At 36.3% G+C, this 19469-nt stretch carries 19 protein-coding genes; 8 read left to right on the top strand and 11 right to left on the bottom strand.

What is annotated here, in order from left to right; genetic code table 11:
• Positions 1 to 103: 103 nt before the first annotated feature.
• Entirely contained in the window at positions 104 to 1702 is a 1599-nt protein-coding gene (locus BLP98_RS00605; protein ID WP_074481426.1) for an IS1/IS1595 family N-terminal zinc-binding domain-containing protein, read from the top strand.
• Here BLP98_RS00605 and BLP98_RS00600 read toward each other — a convergent pair whose 3' ends face one another.
• The 5 genes from BLP98_RS00600 to BLP98_RS00585 form a co-directional block, all read right to left on the bottom strand.
• Positions 1703 to 2485, bottom strand: coding sequence for a protein NO VEIN domain-containing protein (locus tag BLP98_RS00600; RefSeq protein ID WP_074481425.1), 783 nt, complete (start codon positions 2483 to 2485; stop codon positions 1703 to 1705).
• The gene (locus BLP98_RS00595; RefSeq protein ID WP_074481424.1) at positions 2486 to 3571 is read right to left on the bottom strand and encodes a DNA adenine methylase; all 1086 of its coding nucleotides are present in this window, start codon (positions 3569 to 3571) and stop codon (positions 2486 to 2488) included.
• A 16-nt stretch (positions 3572 to 3587) separates the two neighbouring features.
• Positions 3588 to 3863: a helix-turn-helix domain-containing protein gene (locus tag BLP98_RS00590; protein ID WP_074481423.1), complete on the bottom strand. Its 276-nt coding sequence runs from the start codon at positions 3861 to 3863 to the stop codon at positions 3588 to 3590.
• Positions 3864 to 3947: 84 nt separating this feature from the next.
• Complete coding sequence (locus BLP98_RS09375) at positions 3948 to 4124, bottom strand: hypothetical protein (protein WP_159427422.1); 177 nt, start codon at positions 4122 to 4124, stop codon at positions 3948 to 3950.
• The gene (locus BLP98_RS00585; protein WP_074481422.1) at positions 4117 to 4560 is read right to left on the bottom strand and encodes a GNAT family N-acetyltransferase; all 444 of its coding nucleotides are present in this window, start codon (positions 4558 to 4560) and stop codon (positions 4117 to 4119) included. The genes BLP98_RS09375 and BLP98_RS00585 overlap by 8 nt, the downstream gene beginning before the upstream one ends.
• A gap of 442 nt (positions 4561 to 5002) precedes the next feature.
• On the opposite strand from BLP98_RS00585, the gene BLP98_RS00580 reads away from it, so the two are divergent.
• Genes BLP98_RS00580 through BLP98_RS00565 form a run of 4 tightly spaced genes read left to right on the top strand, consistent with a single transcriptional unit; the run spans position 5003 to position 7973 of the window.
• Positions 5003 to 5767 (top strand): amino acid ABC transporter ATP-binding protein, encoded by a 765-nt coding sequence (locus BLP98_RS00580; RefSeq protein WP_074481421.1) that lies wholly within the window; start codon positions 5003 to 5005, stop codon positions 5765 to 5767.
• A 10-nt stretch (positions 5768 to 5777) separates the two neighbouring features.
• Positions 5778 to 6590, top strand: coding sequence for a transporter substrate-binding domain-containing protein (locus tag BLP98_RS00575; RefSeq protein WP_074481420.1), 813 nt, complete (start codon positions 5778 to 5780; stop codon positions 6588 to 6590).
• 15 nt (positions 6591 to 6605) lie between these two features.
• Positions 6606 to 7313: an amino acid ABC transporter permease gene (locus tag BLP98_RS00570; protein WP_074481419.1), complete on the top strand. Its 708-nt coding sequence runs from the start codon at positions 6606 to 6608 to the stop codon at positions 7311 to 7313.
• Positions 7314 to 7325: 12 nt separating this feature from the next.
• On the top strand, positions 7326 to 7973 hold the full coding sequence (locus BLP98_RS00565) for an amino acid ABC transporter permease (RefSeq protein ID WP_074481418.1): 648 nt from the start codon (positions 7326 to 7328) through the stop codon (positions 7971 to 7973).
• 32 nt (positions 7974 to 8005) lie between these two features.
• Here the strand turns inward: BLP98_RS00565 and BLP98_RS00560 are convergent, their stop codons facing one another.
• The 4 genes from BLP98_RS00560 to BLP98_RS00545 all read right to left on the bottom strand — a co-directional run bounded on the left by BLP98_RS00560 (position 8006) and on the right by BLP98_RS00545 (position 11468).
• Positions 8006 to 8614, bottom strand: coding sequence for a TVP38/TMEM64 family protein (locus BLP98_RS00560; RefSeq protein ID WP_074481417.1), 609 nt, complete (start codon positions 8612 to 8614; stop codon positions 8006 to 8008).
• Between the two features lie 212 nt (positions 8615 to 8826).
• Complete coding sequence (locus BLP98_RS00555; protein WP_074481416.1) at positions 8827 to 9129, bottom strand: hypothetical protein; 303 nt, start codon at positions 9127 to 9129, stop codon at positions 8827 to 8829.
• A 193-nt stretch (positions 9130 to 9322) separates the two neighbouring features.
• Entirely contained in the window at positions 9323 to 10831 is a 1509-nt protein-coding gene (locus BLP98_RS00550) for a sensor histidine kinase (RefSeq protein ID WP_074481415.1), read from the bottom strand.
• Positions 10776 to 11468 carry a response regulator transcription factor gene (locus BLP98_RS00545; protein ID WP_074481414.1) on the bottom strand — a complete coding sequence of 231 codons (693 nt, stop codon included), beginning with the start codon at positions 11466 to 11468 and terminating at the stop codon, positions 10776 to 10778. Before BLP98_RS00545 ends, BLP98_RS00550 begins: the two co-directional genes overlap by 56 nt.
• Positions 11469 to 11652: 184 nt before the next feature.
• Here BLP98_RS00545 and BLP98_RS00540 point away from each other — a divergent pair, with 184 nt between their 5' ends.
• Positions 11653 to 14019, top strand: coding sequence for an HAD-IC family P-type ATPase (locus BLP98_RS00540; RefSeq protein ID WP_081341147.1), 2367 nt, complete (start codon positions 11653 to 11655; stop codon positions 14017 to 14019).
• Between the two features lie 9 nt (positions 14020 to 14028).
• Here the strand turns inward: BLP98_RS00540 and BLP98_RS00535 are convergent, their stop codons facing one another.
• Positions 14029 to 14904: a DUF3114 domain-containing protein gene (locus BLP98_RS00535; protein WP_074481412.1), complete on the bottom strand. Its 876-nt coding sequence runs from the start codon at positions 14902 to 14904 to the stop codon at positions 14029 to 14031.
• A gap of 81 nt (positions 14905 to 14985) precedes the next feature.
• Between BLP98_RS00535 and BLP98_RS00530 the strand changes: the two genes are divergently transcribed.
• Complete coding sequence (locus BLP98_RS00530) at positions 14986 to 15504, top strand: TetR/AcrR family transcriptional regulator (RefSeq protein WP_074481411.1); 519 nt, start codon at positions 14986 to 14988, stop codon at positions 15502 to 15504.
• A 114-nt stretch (positions 15505 to 15618) separates the two neighbouring features.
• A complete protein-coding gene (locus BLP98_RS00525) occupies positions 15619 to 17388 on the top strand; it encodes an oleate hydratase (RefSeq protein ID WP_074481410.1) in 1770 nt (589 codons plus the stop codon).
• A gap of 85 nt (positions 17389 to 17473) precedes the next feature.
• Here the strand turns inward: BLP98_RS00525 and BLP98_RS00520 are convergent, their stop codons facing one another.
• A complete protein-coding gene (locus BLP98_RS00520) occupies positions 17474 to 19369 on the bottom strand; it encodes a right-handed parallel beta-helix repeat-containing protein (RefSeq protein ID WP_074481409.1) in 1896 nt (631 codons plus the stop codon).
• Positions 19370 to 19469 lie beyond the last annotated feature (100 nt).

The following is a 19469-nucleotide window of genomic DNA, read 5'->3' as shown; positions in this document are numbered from 1 at the left end:
GAAATTCCCAATTTGAAGCCGTTCCTCGCTGTGAAAAGCATTGAATTTGTGGTATAATTATGGTGTAGATAAATGAACTGTATATTGTTTTTAGAGGTGTGCTATGGCTAAGAAAAACCTGATGTTAGAAGATGTTGTCGCCTTTGTTGAGCAGTTGCCTTACGTTAAATTCAAACATATTGTCGAGTGTTATTCTAAGGCTCAAAATAGCGATTTTTCCGATACACTCAATCAACTAACCGTATCGAATTTTGAACAGCGACTGGAGCGTTTAGCAATCAATTCTTTTTGTCCAAGGTGTTCATCTGAAAACATTGTAAGAAATGGTCGTAAAAATAATATCCAACAATTCAAATGCAAAGACTGTAAGAGAAGGTTTACACGTTTTACAGATACCATCTTAGAAAAGACACGCTGGCATTGGGATATTTGGATAAAAGTCCTTGAAATGACTATTAACAACTATTCCATCACAGATATGATGAACGTCTTGATTAAGGACTATGGTTGTGATGGCATAAATTACAAGACTGTTTGGCTTTGGCGAATGAAGCTAATACACGCTTTAGCTGATATGCCTATGCCGAACTTAACTGGAGTTGTCCAAGTAGATGAAACTTTTATCCGAGAAAGTCAGAAAGGCAGCCGAAAGCTATCCTCTATGATTGGAAATCATGTAGAGCGTAAAGCCAGATATGGTCGTCAACCATCTCACTATGGGGTTATGGGAGCTGAGTTCGCAACTGTTGTAACTGCTATAGATAATCGTGGTTATTGTGTGTGCAAGGTGGCTAGTCTTGGTAAATTATCTCCTGAGCTTTTCTTTGATTTGTTTGATGAACACTTTGATAACATTGCTTATTTATGCAGTGATGCCAATAGCGTATATGAAGATTATTGTCAGTTAAGGAACACACCACATTACGTTAGACCCTCTAACTTTTTGAAAATTATTGGGAATCATGGGTATATTATTCAAGCAACGGACGATTTTGAAAAGAAGACTAATAAAAAGGTATTAGAACATCTTTATTATGAGGGGATTACTGATAAGATAAACAATCGCGGTGAGATGCTGTTTGACAAATTCAACGAGATAAAGTACCAAAACGGTTTATCTTTAGGTCGTGTCAATGAACTCCATAATGAGATCAAGCAGTATATCTACCGAGATATGACTAATGTTTCCACTAAGTACCTTCAAGATTACATTGGTTACTTCACCTATATCCATAACTGGAGAATCACAAATGGTCATTACCCTACATCTCTAACAGATGCGGAAGCTATCTTTATTGAAATTTTGAAAGCAAAGAAAAACCTTACTTCAAGCGAAGTAAGGCAAAAAAGATTGGAGCTTCCAAAACCATCATCGCGGTATCTGGAAGTTTTAAAAGTAGAAACAGAAAAGGCGAGACACGCCATTGCGAACCCTTATTTCAAGTTCAACGAGGAAGATGGTGTCTTATCCTTTAATAAACGAGAATACCTCTTAGACCTTCCTAAAACACGTTTATACGCAATTGCCAAGGAGTGTCATATTCCACGGTATAAGAAATTGGCTTTATGGTCATTAGTGTCGCTTATTTTAAAGCAGAAGAATATCCAAGACATCCTTTATCAGCAGCTTGCCAAAGACCGCAATCAACTCATAGACGAAGAAGATTTAGAGGTTATGAGGTCTAGTGGGTATGTGTTATGATTATTTTTTAGTTACTTTATAAGAGATGGGGTCAAAATTATAATCAGTGAACAATTTATCGGCTGGAATTACTTCGATTTTTCCAGTCTTATTAATTTCGTCAAAATTATATACTCGATAAATGAATAGGTCTCCTTCATTTTTATGTAACTCAAAATAGGCTCGCTCATTTTCCGTCATATAGAATGGGGTATCTAAACTGCCTTTTGTAGTTTTTACTTCGATAAAACGTTCAGTTCCGTCCTCGTTTAAAGAAATAACGTCGAATCCAGCACCATCTCCTTGTTCATCACTTAAGTGAACGATGCGGTCAGCGTCCAATTCAGCAAACTCCAACAGTCGATTTGTTTCATAACGAATAACGTAATCTTCACCCAAGCGTCCAAGCTCGGTACGTCTTCCGTTTAAGCTGACCCAATCAATTTTCTTAGGAACAAATCGCTGTCTAAGTTCTTGTCGTTTTTTTATTTCATTCTCAGTGATAGGTCGTAATGTTCCGTTAGATTTTAACCCTGTCAAAATTACCCATTTAGCAGGACGGTGAGACTTATCAATCTGATAAGTGTCATAGTATGTTTTTACAGTTTCACTTTGATGGGAAACTATATTTCCAATCCTTTGAATTATCTTAGGTTCTGAACGTGTTAAACTAGGTTCTCTATCATCTTCATCAAAAGGAAGTACGGTATCTAACAAATGTTTTACTTCTGTTGTATCAAGCGTTCCATATTGATTCAAGAGAACTGATACACCTTTTCTAATATCACTTTCCGAAGTTGCCATTTATATATTCTCCAATCTATAATTTGTTATAACTAAATGCTTCACATCTTGGTCATTTCTATTTTTAAAGTTAACGGAATAACTTTTATCAAAATGGAACTTATACCACCCTTCACGGTCATATAAATCTTCAATAAAATCTGTCGATTTTACTACCATTAACCATTTCGTATTTCTAATATTTATCAGACTATCACGTAGCCTTACTTGTTCTTGAGCATCAAACACATGCAAGTTGTAGGTACTAAATTCAGAATCATAAGGTGGATCTAAGAACATAAATGTATCTTTTTCATCGATTACTGCCTCTGAAAAATCACCTCTCAATATCCTAGTGTTTTTTAATTTAGTAACAACCTGTTTGCTGGTGATTTGTTGGTAACGTTTTAAAAAATCTTTTTTTGCATAAGTATTTCCACCAAATGGAACATTAAACATCCCATCTGCATTATATCTAAACATACCTGAGTAAGCATATTCTCTGATAAAAAAATACAAAGCTGTTTTTAACTGTGGCTCTTGATTGAACGTCGTGTGATTATACAATTCTCTAAGAATAGTATATATCCCAGCCCCCAGTATTCCTAAAGCATTCTCTTCCCAATTTTTTATTGTAGTTGATTTAGAAATTTTAACTAATGATTTTTTTTTCCTAATTATACTTTCTTCGAATAATTGTGTAAGTCGTTCTAAACTAAACTCTATTTCCTCGGTTACATTTATTAATTCACTCGAAATAGTAAACAATTGTTGCCTATCCAATTTGACTTCTTCTTTTAAAATGTTAGTTATATAATTAGCGTATTTGTTTTTATTGCGCCAGATTATCCCAATATCGTTGATGTAATTTAAAAAAAGCTTATCTTCTATTTGAGTAAAATGATAAATAGCGATAAGTTCTTCAGAATAATCATTAATTATCCAACTTTGAGCAGAAGTAGCCCAATACACTGCTCCTCCTCCCAAAAAAGGCTCGACATAAGTATTAAATTTTGGAAAAAATTTTTTCAAGTGTTTGTACTCTGCACCTTTTCCACCAGGATATTTGAATAAAGGTTTTAGATTATTTTCCTTCAATTTTGTCATCAATTCACTTTCCTTGTTAAACGTATTTTTTCAACATCAACTTAAGAATTTTATGCCCTTTTTCAGTTATGACATATTTCCCTCGTTTATTTTGATATGGGCAAACATAACCGCCTTCAATCAAGTCACGAATTAATCTATTTGTTTTCAATTTTGACATGTGATTAATGTCTGCTATTTCTTGTTGTGATAAAGGAATATAAAAATCTCCCTTCACTTTGACCTGATTTTCTTTCAACGATTTTAGTAGTTTGAACGTATCGTTAGCGAAAGGTTCAAGTGTAAATTCCATAGTTTCCCCCACTGTTTCCCTTTTCATAAAAGATTGTGAATAACTGTTAATTCACTCGGTTTACGGACAGTAATACAACTATTATTACAGGATATTTGATAAATCGTCCATCTCTCTTTGTGTGATTTCACGACCTAATCGCTGTCTCAGGCGAACAAGGTGTCCTAGTTGTTCACGTTGTTCACGTTCAACAAGTTCAGGGTCAAGTAAATCGTGCCCTTTACCTTCTCGTTTAAGTCTTTCAAGTAACGTTTCAGTCATGAGGTTCATCTCCTGTCAAATACTTCTGAATCAGGTTGTTAGCAGCTTCCGTATCAAAATAGAGCCTAAAACCATCACTAGTGATGAATTTAGCACCATACTTTTCTATGTAATAATTAGCCAATGCTGTCTTAAATTCAAGCAAAACAAAACCTTCAAAGCCTTGTTCCATATTATCTTTAGCAACATAAGCCAACAATTCACCAGCAACACCTGTTCCTTGGTATTTTTCTGCTACTTCAATCAAATACAAGAAATTCAACAGATTTTCTGGTTGACGTTCAAATTCAACCAACCCTGCAATATCTCCATCATGAAGACAAGTTACTGTTTTTGAGCGACTGCTCGAAAACCTCGTCCAGTCAAATGAATACCCCAGAGGAGCTAAATCATTCAATTCCTTCTTCTGAGAACTAGAAATCGTGATAAATGCCATAGCCTTCACCTTTTATCAGTCAAGTTATTGATGTAGCATAACATTCTATATCCTTATCACTACAAATATTATTATATCACAAACAGCTCATTTAAAATATCACTATCTTACACCATTAACTATTTTAGAAGACATTCTCAACGAGAAACAACAAAAAAACAGTCAATTTTAGGATTTTTACCCAAGATTGACTGTTTTTATGATTGATTTTATTGGGTTTTAATCGAACGGCTACCTATCCCTCTCTAACTGGATAATATAATACTTTTGAAACCATAAAGTAACAATTGACGTCATAATTCAACCTTTTCAATCTTTTAGTTATTTAAATTTTCAGAAATATTTGACACTTGATAAATTAATGTGGTAAGATTAACTAACATGAATTATGTGATGTTAGAAAATCTAACAAGAAAATCTTATCTTTGAAAAGGAGACAAGTGTGGCACTTATTGAATTTAAAAACGTTGAAAAATACTACGGGGACTATCATGCCCTAAGAAATATTAACCTAGAAATCGAGAAAGGACAGGTTGTCGTTCTCCTTGGACCTTCTGGTTCAGGTAAATCTACGCTTATCCGTACGATGAATGCTCTTGAATCAATCGAAACAGGTAGTTTAAAAGTTAACGGTCATGAATTAGCTAACGCTTCTGCTAAAGATTTGGTTCAACTTCGTAAAGAAGTTGGTATGGTTTTCCAACACTTCAACCTCTATCCACATAAAACCGTGTTAGAAAATGTAACCTTAGCACCTATTAAAGTCCTAGGAAAATCAAAAGAAGAGGCTGAGAAAATTGCCGAAAAATTCTTAACTTACGTTAATATGTGGGATCGTAAAGATTCATATCCTGGTATGCTATCAGGTGGTCAAAAGCAACGTGTAGCGATTGCTCGTGGTTTGGCTATGCAACCAGAACTTCTTCTTTTTGATGAACCAACATCAGCTCTTGACCCTGAAACTATCGGTGATGTTCTTGCTGTCATGCAAAACCTTGCTAAAGAAGGGATGAACATGGTAGTCGTTACCCACGAAATGGGCTTTGCTCGTGAAGTTGCTGACCGCATTATCTTCATGGCTGAAGGACAAATTCTTGTCGATACTACTGATGTTCAAGGTTTCTTTGATAATCCTACTGAACCACGTGCTAAACAATTCTTGAGCAAAGTCATTAATCACACAAGTGATAATGTCTCTCAACAATAAGGAGTTGCTCATGAAGAAAAAAATATCTTTAGCTATTTTAGCTACGCTATCACTACTCTTTATCAGCTTTCTGACTGCACCATCTACTTTTGCTGAGACAGTCCCTGAGCAAATTAAAAAAATCCAGAATGCTGGCGTTCTTAAAGTCGGCGTCAAGCAAGATGTTCCAAACTTCGGATACTACTCAGCTGAAACTGGTAAATATGAAGGAATGGAAATTGATTTAGCGAAAAAAATCGCTAAGACACTTGGTGTTAAAGTTGCTTACACAGCTGTTACAACTCAAACTCGTGAAGCCCTTCTTGATAATGGACAAATCGATCTTTTGATTGCCACTTATACAATTACTGATGAGCGTAAAGCTTCCTATGCTATTTCAAATCCTTACTATTATGACGAGATTGGCTTTTTAGTTAATACAGGTAAAGGTTTAAAAACAATCTCTGACCTCAATGGTAAAACTATCGGAGTAGCTCAAGGTTCAACAACTAAACTGACAATTGAAGAATACGGAAAAGCACATAACTTAAAATTCAAATTTGTTCAACTTGGTTCTTTCCCAGAACTCGCTATTTCACTTCACGCGAAACGTATCGATGCTTTCTCAGTTGATAAGTCAATCTTGACTGGTTATGTCAGCAAAAAAACTGCCATTATCGATGAAGGTTTCAATACTCAAGAATACGGTATCGCAGCTAAAAAATCTAACCAAGCAACCATTGATTATGTCAATGACTTGCTAACCAAGTGGAAAGCTGACGGTAGCCTGCAAAAGCTTTATGATAAATATGATTTAAAACCTGCAAAAGCAGAGAATAATTAAGAGAGGAGAATTGACATGCTTTTATTAACAACCGCAGCAGCGAGTCCATTTGCCCTCTCACGTTGGGCAGATTTCTTTGCCAACTTTGGTGAATTTGCTAAGGGCTTTCTATACACTTTAGGAATGTCTTTCTGTGCTTTACTTTTAGCTTTTGTTCTTGGAGTCATTTTTGGTGCCATGTCATCATCTAAAAATAAAGTATTGAAAGCTATCGCACGTGTCTACGTCGAAGTCTTTCAAAATACACCACTTTTGGTACAATTCGTCTTTGTCTACTATGGACTTGCTATTATGACAAACGGATTGATTATGATCTCAACATTCTTTACAGCTGTTCTTTGTGTCGGGATCTATCATGGCGCTTATATCGCTGAAGTTATTCGTTCAGGTATCGAAGCTGTGCCAAAAGGACAAACCGAAGCAGCTCTTTCACAAGGCTTCACTTATAGTCAGACCATGAGTTTGATTATCTTGCCACAGGCTGTACGCACTATCTTGCCACCTTTAACAAACCAAGTGGTTAACTTGATTAAAAATACATCAACTGTTGCCATTATTTCAGGGGCAGATATCATGTTTACTGCCAAAGCTTGGGCTTACGAAACAACAAACTACGTGCCTGCTTTTGCTGGTGCTGCACTTCTTTACTTCATCATGTGTTTCCCTCTTGCAACTTGGGCACGTCACAAAGAAGAAGAAAATAAAAAATCATATTCACTTTAGGAGGAGAATTAAATGTCAGTATTAACACCGACCAACATTAGCTTCATCCTCCAAGGATTATGGCTAACACTTTATATTTCGTTTATTTCAATTGTTCTATCAACACTTATTGGGACAGTGCTTGCTGTCATGCGTAACGGTAAAAATCCAGTTCTTCATTTGATTTCAAGTGTCTATATTGAATTTGTCCGTAATGTGCCAAATTTGCTTTGGATTTTCATTATTTTCCTTGTCTTCCAAATGAAGTCTACACCTGCTGGTATCACTGCATTTACGGTCTTTACTTCTGCTGCTCTTGCTGAAATTATCCGCGGTGGTTTAAATGGTGTGGACCATGGACAAACAGAAGCTGGTCTAGCACAAGGAATGACAAACTTCCAAATTTTTATCTACATCGTCTTTCCACAAGCCTTTCGTAAAATGCTTCCAGCAATCATTTCACAATTTGTTACAGTTATTAAAGATACTTCACTTCTTTATTCTGTTATTGCCATCCAAGAATTATTTGGTAAAAGTCAAATCTTGATGGGGCGCTATTTTGAAGCAAGTCAAGTCTTTACCCTTTATGCTGTAATTGCAGCTATTTACTTTGTGATTAACTTTACCATTTCAACGATTTCACGTCGTTTAGCTAAAAAATGGGAAAAAGCTGCTGAATAACTAAAAACCTCTGAGTAAAACTCAGAGGTTTTTTAATGAAATAGTGATAAAGCGTAACTTAAACCTTTATAACCAATGATTGTATAAAGGTAAAGGGTAGCTGGTTTCGTAATCAGGAAAATTGTAACAAATTTTTTCCATGACATCTTTGAAAGTCCAGAGACCATACAAAGAAAGTCATCTGGAAACCCTGGCAAAGCAAAGGCTGCTCCCAGAATCATGGCATAGGATTTTCCATTATTCTTATCCAAATAGCCAATATACTTATCATAAGTCTCTTGCGAAACAAAGGCTTTAACAAAAGTCTCGCCATATCGTCTTGCTAGAGCAAAAGCTATTAGAGAACCGATAAAAATCCCAATAAAATTATAAACAAAGCCCCAAATAGGACCAAAAGCAATATAACCAATTACGCTTGTCATACCGCCAGGAACAATAGGATAGGTCACCTGAATGATTTGCAAAGCCATAAAAATCAAAGGTGCAAAGAAGCCTAGATTTCCTAAATAACTTTGAAAAAGTCCTCCAACTTGGAAATAAGCCGGATGTTGTTTAAAGAAAACAAATAAAGCAATAGAAATTATAAAACCAATTCCAGTTAAAATCTGAATATATTTTCTCTGTGAGCCTGTTTCTGTCATAACATCCCCTCCCTTAATGATTATGGTCTTATCGTCGCCAGCTGATAATTTTTAAACCAAATAGTTCTAAAAGATAACAAATTAAAGCAAGTGGCAAAACGATTATAAGCAGTGTGTATAAAATCTTTTTTTTCATTTTAATATCTAATTCAATTCAGTAATGATTCTGAACTCCTCTTTCATTTCCATCTAAATCAATATTAAACCAAGGGTTATTTTTTCTTGTAGTGTCGTTCAATGATAGATCCTGAAGTAGCATTGATGACATAGCTATACTTTCTTGTCTTTGTCTCCAACTTAACCTCATAGGTAGCCACTAAACCAAGACGCTTTTTTGAAAATTTTTGTAACTGAACGTTCTTACTTGTAACCCCAGCATTTCGGTAAGCAATCTGACTGACATCATTAATAGTCAGATGATAACCAACTTGATTATAGGCATATGCCCCTAAACATAGCAAAACTGATAAACCAAGCAAGATAAGAGCTAATCGATACTTCTTAAATCTCTTCATCTTTTCCCCGCTTCAATATTGTAATCATATTATAACGAAGATTACTTGAGAAAGCATGGCGAAAGTCTCGAAAAGCTGTGGCAAAAGTGTGGCAAATTTCCCCTAAATTTAGTTTATCGTATTTTCAATTTTTTCCTCTTACAGAATCGTAAGAAAGTAAAAACACTTGTCAGATTTTCTCTGACAAGTATTTTTAGTTCTGACGTAATGGAATCATTATGCTAAAGGTTGTTTTCTCTTCAGTAGAAGTTACTCGAATCGTGCCGTGGTGGCGATCGATGATTTCCTTTGTAATGGCAAGACCAATTCCAAAATGACCACCCTCACCTTTATAAAAACGTTCAAAAAGATGCTCTTGATCCTTTTCAGAAATCGGCTTTCCATCATTTGACAAACAAATTTCAAGAGTTTGATCATCTAATCGTTTACTTGTAACCCATATTGTTGTTTTAGCATAACGGACTGCATTTGATAGGATATTTCCTACTGCACGTTCTATTAATTTTTCATCAGCTTCAATATCTAGGCAATCTGACTCAAATTGATGTTTAAAAACTAAGCCACGCGCATCTGCCTTAGCTTTCAAATGCCAGCTGACATCATAAAGCAAATCAACCATATTGAAGTTTTCTAATTTCAAAGGCTGTTGAGCAGATTCCATTTTTGACAAGGTTAAAATATCATCTACTAACTCTGCCATTTTTCGACTTTCATCCAAAATGACACTGGCAGCTTCCCGATCATCAGCAGCCACTCCCTCCTTAATAGCTTCTGCATAGCCTTGAATAGACATGAGTGGTGTCCGCAATTCGTGAGAAGAATTTTGGAAGAAAAGTTGCTGACTACGTTGGTTCGCATCAATCATATCATTCATTTTATCGACTGTCTGACCAACTTCATTAAACTCTCGATAAGCAAAATTTTCTGGCTGCAAATTGCTTTCACGATTACCAACTCGTAAAATATAAGACTTCAACGCCCCAAAATGCTTATCTAATTTACGTGATGTCAAGAAAATGGTTATGATAGCAATCAAACCAACAATCACCATCAGAGATAGCAAAAGGTAATTGATATAAGTTTCAAAATCAGCAATCGGAGTAACGTTAGCAAAAACAAAAATATAATAATTTTGCGATTGGCTATCATCACTATCTTGTTTGATGTAACTATCTGAAAAAGTACCCGGATATTCTTGCATCTTAACCATATAAGTGGAATCGTAGACCTTTACTTTTCGAAAATACCTTGCATTTCCTTCTAAATCTTCATCAAACCAATCACTGGTACTTTTATTTGAAAAATAATCAACCACCTTCTTAGAAATCTGCTTCTCAGAAAGGTCGTAGGTTGAGGCTGAAATATACTTAATGTCAAATTTATCATCAACGATAGCATAAGTTGTCTCAAAGATATTCCCATCTGAAATCTTAGGTAAATCCTCGCCGACATAAAGAGCATCTAATGTATCATACTGATTTTGAATAGCTGTAAAAGCCTCTTCAGCCAAAAATAGCTTTAGCAAACCATTAAAAACCAATAGGATAATGGCAAACGAAGCAATTAAAATAGTCAAGGGTTGCAAAAATAAGGTTGTCCGAAAACGTGACTGCCACCTTTTTTTCTTCAAAGGCTGACCCGACTGTTTAATCTTTTTTGATGAGTTTGAACCCGTAGCCCCAAACCGTTTCAATAAGGACATGACTCTCAACCCCTCTCAATTTTTTGCGCAAGCGCTTAATGGTATCATCCGTTACACGTGTTTCGACATCACTCTCATAGCCCCACACTTGACGCAAAAGGTCATCGCGAGAAATAGCCTCCTCACTATGCGCCATCAACACTTTCAAAAGTTCAAATTCTGTATTGGTTAGCTTAATATTTTTTCCTTGGTAACTAGCAGAGCGATCTTTATCCGAAAGAACCAAGCCTTCATAAGTTAATTGTTCTGCTTCTTCATTAACCCCATCCTTTGCTGCTGGTTGGCGAGCTAAAATCGCTTTAACACGCAGGCTCAATTTTAAAGGTGAGAATGGTTTGGTAAAGTAATCATCTACTCCAGCTGAAAATCCTTTAACAAAATCCTCATCACTATCGCGAGCTGTTAACAAGATAATCGGTACCTCTGAACGCTTACGTAGCATGGACGCGATATCAATACCACTTGTTCCTGGCATCATGACATCAAGAATGACCACATCAGCTTCTTCCTCCATGAAACGTAAGAGCAGCTGATCACCTGTTTCAAAGACTTCAACTTCTAAGCCTTGATCACGCAAAAATGAGGCAATCAACTCACGAATATTTTTCTCATCATCTGCCACATAAACCCTCGCCATTTCACACCTCCACTAGCTTAATTTCTTACCTTCATCATACCATAATTCTTATAAAAAACGGCAAGCCTAGCTAGACTTGCCACAAAAATCTTACAATTTATCGCCTTGTTTTTCCTTGCTTTCCCTAAAAAAGTAAAGTAGAATGGCCCTAAAAAGAAGCATTAGATTTCAGGAGATATCAAAGATGGATGCAAAAACGATAACGAAAAACATTTCAGGCTTATCTAGTAAAGAAGCTGATGAACGCCTAAAAAATGGTCAAAACAATAAAATGATTGACGAGAATGCTGCAACAACAAGCTCTATCATCCGTCAAAATATTTTCACCTACTTTAATTTAATCTTTGCCATTATCACCTTGTTATTAATTATTGCAGGATCTTTTAATAGTTTAACCTTTTTACCTGTTATTATTATCAACATTATCATTGGAATCATTCAACAACTGCGTTCCAAAAAAGTTCTTGATCAACTTAATGTTATTTCAAAAGCATCTTATCAAGTTATTAGAGATGGCAAATACCAATCGATTGCTATCGATGAATTAGTGCTCGATGATGTTATTTTACTCGATGAAGGTAGGCAAATTCCTGCTGATGCAACCGTTATTGACGGAAAAGTCACTGTCAATGAATCCCTTCTAACAGGTGAAGAAGATGAAATTGAAAAAGTAATCGGCAGCGATTTAAAATCAGGGAGTTCTATCATCTCAGGAAAATGTCTCGCTAAACTAACCGCTGTTGGAAATGACTCTTACGTCGCTAAATTGACGCAAAAAGCTAAAGAAGTTAAACAGAAAAAAACTGATTTGATTCGTGACATCGAAAGAATTATCAAATTTGCTGGGATTATCATCATCCCTATCGGCATCACCTTGTTTATGCAATCATTCTTTTTAAATCACAAGAACTTTAGTGATAGTATAGTTTCGACAGTCGGTGCTTTGATTGGAATGATTCCTGAAGGACTCTATCTCTTAGTAACTGTCGCTCTTGCCATTAGCGCAACGAAACTGGCTAGAAAAAAAGTCTTGTTGCATGACATGAAAAGTATCGAATCTTTAGCTCGTGTTGATATTCTGTGTGTTGATAAAACAGGAACAATCACGGCAAATAAAATGACCGTAACGAATCTTATTTTGCCTCAACAAGCTAGCCAAAAGGATTTAGTAGCAAATCAGGCAATCTTATCCAAATACATCAATACAATTTCAGATTCTAATATTACCATGTTAGCGCTGCGAGAATACTTCAAGTCAAAGGAAAAATTCCAAAACGCAGAAACAACCCCATTCTCATCCAAAGTAAAATACTCTCAAATCAAAACAGAAAATTCAACTTATCGTTTAGGTGCCCCTGATATCTTGCTTGACCAAGTAGCGCTTGAAGCTAACCAAGATCAACTGACTCAGTATGCCTCAGATGGTAAACGTATCTTAGCTTTAGTTGATGTCAACCCAAATAAGGTGACTCCACTTCTCTTTGTCGCCATCAAAAATGATATTCGAGCCAACGCCAAAGAAATTTTCTCTTTCTTTAACGACAACGACGTTGCGATTAAAGTTATCTCTGGTGATAATCCGCTAACTGTTTCAAAAATCGCTAATCAAGCAGGTATTTTAGATTCATCAAACTACATCGATGCTAGTACATTAAAAACTCAAGAAGACATTGAAAAAGCCGCCCTCACCTACACCATTTTTGGACGCGTCACTCCTGAACAAAAGAAAGATTTAGTTCTTGCCTTTAAAAAGAACAACTTTAAAGTGGCAATGACGGGAGACGGTGTCAATGACATCCTAGCCATGAAAGAAGCCGATTGCTCTATTGCAATGGGAAGCGGTAGTGAGGCAGCCCGTCAAGCAGCCCAAGTGGTTTTGCTAGATTCTGATTTTTCAAGAATGAAAGATATCGTGTCTCAAGGTCGCCAAATCATCAATAACATCACGCGCTCAGCAACCTTATTCTTATACAAGAACATCTTTTCAATGCTACTTGCTATCTTTTCAATCATCACCATTTTTACTTACCCACTGGCTCCTACACAAGTATCGCTCATTTCAATGTTTAATATTGGAATTCCAGCTTTCCTATTGTCGTTGGAAACAAATACTGCCAAAAAGAATCAAAACTTTTTAAAAGAAACTATTTTGACTTCTTTGCCTGCTTCGCTGACTTCATTTTCAGCGATTGCTTGTCTGGTTGTCTTTGGTCAACTATTCGATATTCCTCAAGGAGATATTGGGATTGCAAGCACTTATCTTCTAGCTGTTGTTGGATTTTTGATTTTGAAAAACGTTTCAAAACCGCTCAACAAGTATAAAATTTCTATTTTTATCACTTGCTTTATCGGTTTTATCATTTGCTGCCTCAATCCATCGCTACGCTCACTATTCATGCTAAATGAATTTAGTAACGAAAGTATGGTGCTCTGTCTTATTTTTGCTCTTGCAGAGGTGACTGTGATGAGAAGTTTAACCTTCTTATTTGAAAGCATTCCAAACTTGCTTTCTAAATGGCGCTTAGCCATAAAAAAGATGCTCGCTGACTAAAGCGGCATCTTATGAATGTTTGCGCAACTCTTTTCGAAATCTTTGAATCAAACCTTTCACCATCTTATAGCTGCTACGTCCTTGATTAGCGTAGTGGCCTTTTTTATTAAAATAGCTGCGCTCCCAGTCTACGTGACGGCGACGTTTAATCCAGAGTGGAGCACGAAAAGCATTTCCTTGATTAGCTAAAATGTGTTTACGAAAAAGAGGGTCATGACGTTTTATAGCTGCTACGTCAAGCTCATAATGCCTTTTATCATTGTGATTAGCATAATTAAAACTAGCACCATTGATGATACCATTATGAGTCTGACCTTGAGGGTCAATTTCATTAGCAAATCGTCCCTTGCTATCAAGGATAAATTCCGTGTGAAAAGCCATCAAGATTTTAAAATTAACTGGCAATTCAAACCCTAAAATTGCTCGTTTAGGGGCTTTATTATGAAGACGAGCTGATTCCGTCAAATCAAAATCAAATTGTCTTCGCCAAAAACGTCGCTCTTTTTTATCTTTTAAATAAGCTAACATCGATTGCCAATCTGACTTAGCAGGAAATTCTTCTCTGATCCACTGAGCTTGGTAGGCTGAAATCACATAGCGAAATTGATGAACTTGGTGCGCTAATAAATTATCCTCAGCCATGCTCTCTCCTGGGTAAGCTACTTGAACTAGTCTTGCTAACTCACTCCAAAAAAGGTGATTTGGCGAAAGGTTATCCGAAAATTGATTTAAAAGCTTACGAGTCTGGGCAATCTCGCCAGATAATTCTTCTGGCATTTCTAAGATGTCCATTAATTCTTGTAATACAAGTCGTGCTTTGTCACTTGTGCTTGCAGCTTTGCTATTTTCCCAAAAGTAGAAAAAGTCTTTATCTCCGATTTTCATAGGTCAATTATAGCACATTACAGCGCTAAGACCTTTTTTAAAAGCGCTTGTGATAAAATAACTATAGATAGAGGGGAATTTATGAAGACGTTAACAGAACAAGCTTTTGCTCAAGCTTTAAAAGAGATCATGACTGAAAAATCTTTTGATAAGGTCACCGTCACCGAACTCGTCCAACGCTTAAAAGTCAATCGTCAAACTTTTTACTATCACTTTAATGATTTGTATGATCTTTTGGAACAAATCTACATTTCTGATGGTGAACAAATGATTGGTGACAATCGGACTGATGATTCATGGGAAAAAGGCATGCTAGCGATTTTCCATTATATTCAAGACAACAAAGCCTTCGTTTGTAACACTTACTACTCTGTTAATCGCAATTATTTGGAGCATTTTTTGTATGATCGTGCTTATGAATTAATCAAACCAGTCTTAGAAGAAAAAGGACTTGACTTAACCCAAGAAGAGGTCGAGTTTCGAGTACACTTTTATAAATATGGCTTAGTTGGTTTTATTTTAGATTGGATTGATTCAGGCTTACAAGAAAATCCCAAGCAACTAGCACATCGAATTTACCACTTGCTTGAAAAACTTTAACTAGACAATTTGGCAAATGTGTCAAAATTTTAGACAGGGTGTTCACCCTGTCTATTTCATTTTCACCATAAAAGCGTTTTAATGAAGGTGATCATAGAAAAGGAGTTGACAAGTATGTATTATTCTAATGGAAATTACGAAGCTTTTGCTCGTCCTAAAAAACCTGAAAATGTCGATCAAAAATCAGCTTATATTGTCGGTAGTGGTTTAGCAGCTCTTTCAACAGCTGTTTTTCTTGTTCGCGATGCACAAATGCCTGGTGATCACATTCATATCTTAGAAGAATTAAAACTACCTGGTGGTAGTATGGATGGGATTAAAAATGACCGTTTAGGTTATATTATCCGTGGTGGACGTGAAATGGAACCTCATTTTGAAGTCCTTTGGGATTTATTCCGTTCGATTCCTTCGCTTGAAAATCCTGAAAACTCCATCTTAGATGAATTTTATTGGTTAAATAAAGAAGACCCTTGTTATGCTAAAACACGTGTCATCCACGACAGAGGTAAAGCTATTCCAAACGACGGTCAATTAACCCTTTCAGAAAAAGCTATCAAGGAAATTATCTCATTAATCTTAACGCCAGAAAGTAAACTGGCAAATGTACAAATCGACCAAGTTTTTACAGATGAATTTTTCAAATCTAATTTCTGGCTCTACTGGTGCACTATGTTTGCCTTTGAACCATGGTCAAGTGCCATGGAAATGCGCCGTTACCTCATGCGCTTCATTCAACACGTTGGTTGCCTAAAAAATCTTTCTTCTCTTCGCTTTACCAAATACAATCAATACGAATCATTGATTTTACCGATTGTTCATTACTTGACGGAACACGGTGTTGATTTTAGCTATAACACAACAGTAACTAATATTTTGGTCAATCGTAAAGGACAAGATAAAGTTGCCACAAAAATTGAATTTAGTAAAGATGGTCAAGCAAAAGAACTCTTCTTAACACCAGATGACTTAGTCTTTGTTACTAATGGTTCAATCACTGAAAGTACAACATACGGCGATAACGATCACCCTGCTCCGGTTGAACACGATCTAGGAGCTAGCTGGGAACTTTGGAAAAAATTGGCTGCGCAAGATGATAGTTTTGGTCATCCTGAAGTCTTCTGCCAAAATATCCCAGATGCTAACTGGACCATTTCAGCTACTATCACTTTTAAAGATAAACGCATTGCTCCATACATCGAAGCTGTCAACCACAAGGACCCTTATAGTGGTTCCATCGTAACCAGTGGTCCAACAAGTATTAAAGATTCTAATTGGCTCTTAGGCTATTCAATCAGTCGTCAACCACACTTTAAAACTCAAAAAGACAACGAGCTAGTTGTTTGGCTTTACCCTCTTTACACAGACCGCAAGGGTAATTTTGTTGATAAACGTCCTGACCAATGTAGTGGTAAAGAACTCTGCCAAGAATGGCTATACCACATGGGTGTCCCTGAAGCTGATATCAAAGAAATGGCTGAATCTGCTTCGACTATTCCATGTCATATGCCTTATATCACAACATATTTCATGCCGCGTGGCTTAAATGACCGTCCGCTTGTTGTTCCAGAACATAGTAAGAACCTTGCCTTTATTGGTAATTATGCTGAAACTCCAAGAGATACTGTTTTTACAACTGAGTATTCTGTCAGAACTGCCATGGAAGCCGTCTATACCTTGCTAAAAGTTGATCGTGGGGTTCCTGAAGTCTTTGCTTCAGCCTTTGATGTTCGCATGATACTCAATGCCCTCTACTATCTCAATGACCAAAAATCATTGACAGAAATTGATATTCCTTGGACTGAAAAAGCTGTTCTCAAAGAAAGCCTCAAGAAAATTCACGGAACATACATCGAAGAACTCCTCAAAGAATATCATTTATTGTAAAGTTTTATAGCAAAGTTTTTATCATTAAAACAGCCCCTCGATTGAGGAGCTATTTTTTTAGATTTTCACAATTATTTTTCTTAGCTTAATAAACATTAAAAGTAACTTTGCCAGGAATTTTATTAACTTGACAGTTTGAAACAATTGATTTTTTGGTGTTTTCAACTGATTTACGGACTGATGATTGGCTACTTGCTGATGGTGTGCCTACTGAACGTCCATTAGGTAATTTATCGCCACTCTTGCCAGAAAAGCCTTGGACGGCCGTCCATCCCTTAATTGTCAAAGGTTGAATGTAATAGTTATAACCATTATCAAATGCCACACAGTGATCAAAATAACCTGTGACAGAACTATTATTGTTATCAAATCCTTTTTTAGCCTCATCAAAAGCAAGACAATATGATAACTTACGTGTGACACTTGATTTTGAATTTACTGAACCAAGCTTGAAGCCATTCGGATTACCATCAAAAGAATTTCCTGTCCATGCTGAAAGACTAATCGTACCAGCATCAGTTTTTATGAAATTACCAGAAGGCAAAGCAAATTTACCATGAGCAAAATTGGAAGTAAATGAGGCATCTTGAGCTTTAATTAATTGCACTAAATGAAGATTTTCATCCAGAGCATTTTTATGATCAAAATCATATTTCCCAGTAAAGACATCGGGATTACCATTGCTCCAAACGGCACAATTTGTGTAAGTAATATCAGGTGTAACATCCCCTGCTTTGTCAAAAGAATCCCAACCATCATCAGAATTATCCCAAGCATAACAGTAAGTAAAAGTATTACCACTACCTGCGCCCAACTTAGGAGCAAAGCCATCAGCATTGCCACCACGAGTATAAACATCACAATTACGATAGCTATAAACTGCCTCAATTGTGTTTTGATAAGCACCTGCAGTCACTTGCAAGCCTGTATCATTATTGTATCTAACAATACAGTTAGAAATCGTGTTATTGCCTGCAGTTTTTCCTTTAATTTGAATGCCGTTGTCAGGTGCGTGTTCGATAATCACATTTTGAACTGTGTAATTAGAACCCGAAATACGAACACCTACAGCAGCATCTGACGATACTTTCCCTACATATTTAGCCATAAAGTTTGAAAAATCAAGCTCAGGATAAGATCCATCTGCATTTTGTACACCAATGATTTGGACATTAGCATTTGTTTTTGAAAGGGCAATTTGACCATCACAAGCAATTTTTGTCCCTTTCACATAAATCTTACCTCCACCAGCTTTTTCCGCTTTTGAAATAGCAGAGCGAATGTCATTATAAGTTGATACTGTCACTGCATTTGATGCTGCTAATGAAGAGGAGATTAAGCTTTCATCAGCATTTCCTGTATTTGACAGATCAACTTCAGTAGTATCACTTGAATTGCTAGTAACATCACTTGATTGGCTTTCTGAAACGGTATCATCAGATGACGTTGATTCCACCTGAATACTAAATAAATCAAGGTCAGCATCTTTAGCATATAAATAAAGCTCACCAGCTTCACCAGAGTAAGCATAGCTTTCCTCGCTTACTGCTGTGCCCGCAGTCAGAGTGGTTAGTTCTTGACCTTGAGCATTAGCTAAAACAAGGTGACTCTCTTCAATCTCTGAGTCACTTTTCAAAATGACTGTGATAACATCCTTATCAGATACTGAAAATTTAAGCGAAGCCTTTCCTTGATTTTCCTTTGCCTCTAATTGCAAAGCTGAAGAATAATCACTTCCTGAAAAACTCGCATCTTCAGATTTAACCGTCATAGAAGACTCGTTAGCTGCTAAGATAGTCAAACCATCAATCGTTTTTTCAGAAGTCATTTGGCCCAAATCTTTAAATTGTGAATCACTAAAATTCCACGATATGACAGAATCAGCTTTGACAATCACAGGACCTAAATTAGACAATAAAGCCGATAAGGCTAGAAACAAACTAAACACCAGAATTAACGGGTGTTGTTTTAAGTTTCGCATTCTTTAACTCCCCCTTTTTGCGAACGCTTTCTATATTTTATCACCTTATCCTTGACTCCCCCTTTTTTTGCAAATATGGAAACGCTTTTATTTTTAGACA

Origin of the sequence: Streptococcus equinus (assembly GCF_900104225.1) — a bacterium.
Taxonomy (GTDB): domain Bacteria; phylum Bacillota; class Bacilli; order Lactobacillales; family Streptococcaceae; genus Streptococcus; species Streptococcus equinus_D.
Note: the sequence above shows the minus strand (reverse complement) of the source record. Positions and strands in the feature narration are given on the sequence as shown.